The sequence below is a fragment of the Cognatundibacterium crateris genome, from assembly GCF_010078235.1.
Lineage (GTDB): Bacteria > Pseudomonadota > Gammaproteobacteria > Burkholderiales > Burkholderiaceae_D > Undibacterium > Undibacterium crateris.
On sequence record NZ_JAABOS010000022.1, the window covers coordinates 1 to 4934 of the forward strand.

A 4934-nucleotide genomic window follows, 5' to 3' on the forward strand; every position below is an offset into this window, starting at 1 on the left:
GTTATGCATGGCATGATTTTACGGGAGGGTTACATCAGGATGAAGTTATGCAGAGGATTATCTGTTTTAAATTTCCGAAGGCTACCTTTGTTAGATGTAAATATTAAAAATAAGTATTTTGAAGCACAATTTACATGCGCGGCTTTCCGATTTTTTGAATCTAAATCTATGCTATCAGCCTGGTGGATTGTTGCTTTTGGTGAGATAAGTAACTTTTTATATAGTCACAATGGCTACGCGTTGCTGAACAGAATAAATCCAAATAACTATTTTTTAAGGTAATACCATGTCTAAATTATCCGCTACGTTACTCTCAATATCGCTTACCGGTCTGTCTACTATTTTAGCAGGTTGTGGGGGAAGCAATGCTTTTGCAGATGTACCGAAATTCACTGCATCAAGTAATGATTTGAATTCTGGAACTTTTGATGCAAAATACATAGCTAATGGTTTTGGGTGTTCTGGGGGTAATGTCTCTCCCGAAATACATTGGAGTAATGCACCCGTCGGTACGAAATCTTTTGTCGTGACTGTCTATGATCCTGATGCACCAACTGGAACAGGTTTTTACCATTGGACTGTCTATAACATACCAGCCTCCACGAGCGCATTAGCTCGAGGTGTTGGTAATGCTCCTGATCGGTTACCAGCACCAGCATTCGGTGGTGCTAATGACTTTCAAGACACAGGCGTTACAGGCGTGAATGGAAACTATGGCGGTCCATGCCCTCCTGTAGGAGACAAGCCACATAACTATGTAATTACCGTATGGGCATTAGATGTTTCCGATATTGTGGCTGCCGGCGGAGTTCCTAAAACAGGAACGTCAGCACTTTATGGCTTCCTGCTCAATCGTGGTTTAGGTGCTCATGTTTTAGGGAAGGCGATGTTTACAGCGACTTACGGCCGATAATTCTAACCATAAGAATTATGGGGGAGGGGTAGTGGTCAACACACCCCGGACATTGCGTTAAGCTTTGTTCCGTGACGGCTGGTGCCAATCCCTCATTGAACTACCATAGCCGTTCCAGTTTTACTAGTGCATCATGGTGACTGATGTCTAGCTTGCTCTTGTGCCGTCATGTCACCTGTTGACGGCAACCATTCCATTTTGTAGCTTCGGAACAGCCTTTCCATCGGAGCGTTATACTTAATTAAACGACTGACTTTGAAGCGGCCAATTGCTGTGCGCTTCCTCACGCATCATGCGTAAGCATCCGGTGAAGTCATCTTGAAGTTAAGTGCGTAAGCGTAGATGATCGTGTCCACTTAATAAGTGGACACTTGTACATGATGGACGATGGAATAAGTGTTACACAAGTTTGCCAAACGATGGGCATTGGCGAGACGGCAGTCCGTCGATGGGTTGCCCAATATGAGGCCGAGTTAAATGGACACAGCGGCATCGGTCATCCGCTCACACCAGTGCAGTATCCATACCGACGCGCATATCAAACGGTTCGGTTGCCAGCCAGATGGAATCTATCTGGATCATCTTAGCCAGTTCTGCAGTCAACCGGCGCACTCTGCGGCCGCAGCTTGCGGCCAGCGCACAGTCACATTAGCGGCGCCTCGTCTGATTTCAATCACGATGTCAGGTGTCGCAGCGACTGCGGTCGNAACGCAAAGCCGTGGCGGCAATGGAAACCCCCGGTTGTTTGCAGGCTTGAATGACCTGAGCCTTGAATTCGGCACTGTGCCGCCGACGCCGTCTTGGCGTATTGATTTTAGCAGTACGTTATGCCTGCAAAGTCAATGACGGTTCAGGTGAGGCGCTTACGTACGTTCTATCCTTTCTGACATCAATAGCGCGGTAGCCATTTTGAAATGGCATTCTCTTGCTCAAGACGCTCAACGCGCGCCTCGATACAACTATATCTATGATCGAGCACCAGACAGGCTGCCTGCTGTTTAAACTCAGGGGAAAACATAAGTCATTGCTTGTTAATCAAACGCCGCTTCATGGCGAGCATTCTCACCTAAATCAGTGTCCGGGTACATTGCACTACTACACCATCATAAAGCCATTATATGCAAAAAATTAACAAATAAAAATTTTGTTAATTTTACTTAGCTTTGTTCGGTAAAAAACAAAGGTGGTCGGTTCTTATTTCCAGATTCTGTACGATGTGATTGCGTAATGATGAAGCGCAGAAAAAATTTATATATTAGGAGCATCAAAATGAAGAAATATTTAAAGGCTTTACCGAGCTTAGGTTGCTCGATCTTTCTTGTGGCTTGTGGTGGTAGTGCTGATGTGCAAAACAGCAACAAAAGTGCTTTTGCTGGCGATTCTTTTGTGAAAAAAATATCTTTAGCAACCACGATGGTAATGAGTGATGTATACGTAGCTGCTCATCAAGATGATGATTTGATATTTATGAATCCGGATGTAAAAGAGTCGATAGCTAAAGGCAACAAGGTGTCTGTTATTTATCTTACCTCCGGTTCGGATAACCCACCAAGCGGACAGGATAATACCCAATACTGGCAAAGTCGACTAAACGGAGAAAAAGCTGCATATTCAAAGATGGCTGGTGTAGCTAACAGTTGGAATGACGTCGATTGTAATTCAGGAACTTTTTACTCGAAGCATACGCTTAACGGTTCCAATGTGACGCTTTACACCTTTTCAATGCCAAATTCGTTTTACAACGACAATTACGGTGAGAATCCCAGTGGTATGAATTGGACTCATGGAAATACACTTCATGATGTTTGGTATGCAAATGGCAATACATTTACCTTAAATACATCTCCTCAGAATACCAGTGACTCTGGATATGCTGACGGAGGTGGTCAATTTAATATATCAAAAAGCTGTGATCAAAATATATCTAAGCAGAAAATCATAGATACAATTTCAAGCTTGTTTGTGGCATTGGCACCAGATCGAATTAATACTCTTGATCATAGCCGATTACCCTATTCGAGTTACACACTGTCGGGTACAAATTTTGATCATGAAGATCATGTATTATCGGCAATGTTTGCAGTGTCTGCTTTGGAGAATTATCGAACGAAGGTATCTGGATTGCCAGATTATAGAAGTTATCGCACATACAATACTGTTTATGACGCAAACGTGTTTGAAGCTGATGATCCAGCGCTCTTAGAAAAATGCGCAATTTTCAATGCGTATACTCCCTTTGATCGATTAATTGGTCAAAGTACAAGTGGCGGTTGCAATTCTCAATATTCGGCAATGCTGTTCCGGAACAATAAAACGGGATTATTTAAGAGCTTAAGCACGGTGTCGCTGCGAAACCAACAAAGCGGCTCTTGCCTTAATTCCTCTTTATCATTTTCAGGCTGTTCAGACGTAAAAGGTGATGGAGATCGTTGGACATTGGCTAGTAACGGGCAACTTCAATCCAATGGTAAATGCTTAACTTCTGGCAACAGTGCTTTATCTATGGCGACTTGTTTGCCAAACAGTCAGAATCAAATCTGGCACGTGTTTGAAAACGGTGAAATTAAATCTGGAAACGCAAAATGCTTAGATGGTAGCTCAGGTTCACTGTCTTTGGCTGAATGTACAACTGTATCACAGAAGAAATCTAGTCAAGGAGGTGTGCAGGTTTGGGATGTTTTATCGTCGGCATATGCCACTGTTTCCAGCCAGCTTGGCGATACTGGAATTTCAACTTCGGATCCAAGTCAATATGAGTCCGCAGTTTTTGGAAAGATAACCGGTAGCACATTAGATGATCTTTGCTATAGAAAGTCAGATGGGTTGTATTGCGTCGGCAACGATGGAAGCGGTGGTTATAGTAGCAAATCTGCCATTAAAGTATCATCGGAATTCTCAGATGTGAACGGTTGGAACGATATTAAAAAGCAAAAGACCATTCGTTTAGCAGATATAAACGGTGATGGTAAGGCTGATCTGTGTGCAGTTATTGGATCTGATTTAGGTTGTTTTTTGAATACAAGTATCAACGGTAGCATCAGTTTTTCTAGTGTTAAAACTACAATTTTAACTAATTTGCCAGTTGCTGATATTCAGGCGGATGGTAATTATAAAACCTTATCCTTTGCTGATATTAATGGAGATGGTAAATTGGATCTTTGTTATAGAACTAAAGGTGGTGTGAGTTGTTATTTAAATAAATCGACAAGCACTTCGACTATTAGTTTCTCTAGCGCGCAACTAGTAAATATCTTTGGAGGAAATCAGGGTTGGAATCAAGAATACTACGGTGGCACGGTTATGTTTGCTGACGTTGACGGTGATGGTATCGCTGATGTTTGTGGACGTGGTTCTAATGGTTTTTTCTGTGCACGTTCTACCTCTAACGCTAATACGGTATCTTTCGAAACTCCGAGAATTTGGACACAGCTCAATCAGCTCTCTGATGCTCAAAGTTGGAATACGTTAAATTTTAAAAATATCAAGTTGGCCGACATTAATGGTGATGGAAGAGCTGATTTGTGTATTCGGGATTCCAGCGGTATCAGCTGCGCATTGTCAAGTGGTACTGGCTTTGGCTTTTTGAAAAACTTAACAAGGGATGAATTTTCTGACAAAAATGGGTGGGGTTCTGCAATTTATGCCAGCACTATGATTATGGGCAATCCAAAGGATGCTAAACTTGCATCTGTCTGTATGAGAGGGTACTGGGGCTTAAGCTGCACTAATTATTAATATTATTTCAATACATTCTATGGGCTGGCCTACGATCTTATCGATTGTAGATTAGCCCAATTGTATATTTTAATTAGTTTAAAATTCGATGCGAAATGAGTTTCCCCTGAAATATAATTTTCCAAATGTGACGTAAAATATCAACGACACTTTGAAAAAACAAATAATGAGCAGGATACCTAAAAAAGCTTATACGACCGAGTTTAAAAAACTGGCGGTCAAACGTGTAACTGACCGTGAGAATGACCTAGCCGGAAATTTCCTACCGCTGATAACTTAACTCGCC

3 protein-coding genes and 1 pseudogene are annotated in these 4934 nt (G+C 42.1%); all 4 read left to right on the plus strand.

What is annotated here, in order from left to right; all coding sequences use genetic code 11:
* Nucleotides 1–282, plus strand: a 282-nt coding sequence (locus tag EYB48_RS19315) for a hypothetical protein (RefSeq protein WP_235935302.1), incomplete at its 5' end; no start/stop codon positions are given.
* A 4-nt stretch (nucleotides 283–286) separates the two neighbouring features.
* Nucleotides 287–913 (plus strand): YbhB/YbcL family Raf kinase inhibitor-like protein, encoded by a 627-nt coding sequence (locus tag EYB48_RS18855; protein ID WP_162021920.1) that lies wholly within the window; start codon nucleotides 287–289, stop codon nucleotides 911–913.
* Between the two features lie 380 nt (nucleotides 914–1293).
* A pseudogene (locus EYB48_RS19565) lies at nucleotides 1294–1371 on the plus strand (hypothetical protein); the annotation flags it as partial.
* Nucleotides 1372–2182: 811 nt separating this feature from the next.
* Entirely contained in the window at nucleotides 2183–4648 is a 2466-nt protein-coding gene (locus EYB48_RS18865; protein WP_162021922.1) for an FG-GAP-like repeat-containing protein, read from the plus strand.
* Nucleotides 4649–4934: the final 286 nt, after the last annotated feature.

What these genes read in the sequence shown, in the direction of transcription:
- EYB48_RS18855 (WP_162021920.1), top strand. Translation starts at nt 287, where the DNA reads ATGTCTAAATTATCCGCTACGTTACTCTCAATATCGCTTACCGGTCTG.
- EYB48_RS18865 (WP_162021922.1), top strand. Translation starts at nt 2,183, where the DNA reads ATGAAGAAATATTTAAAGGCTTTACCGAGCTTAGGTTGCTCGATCTTT.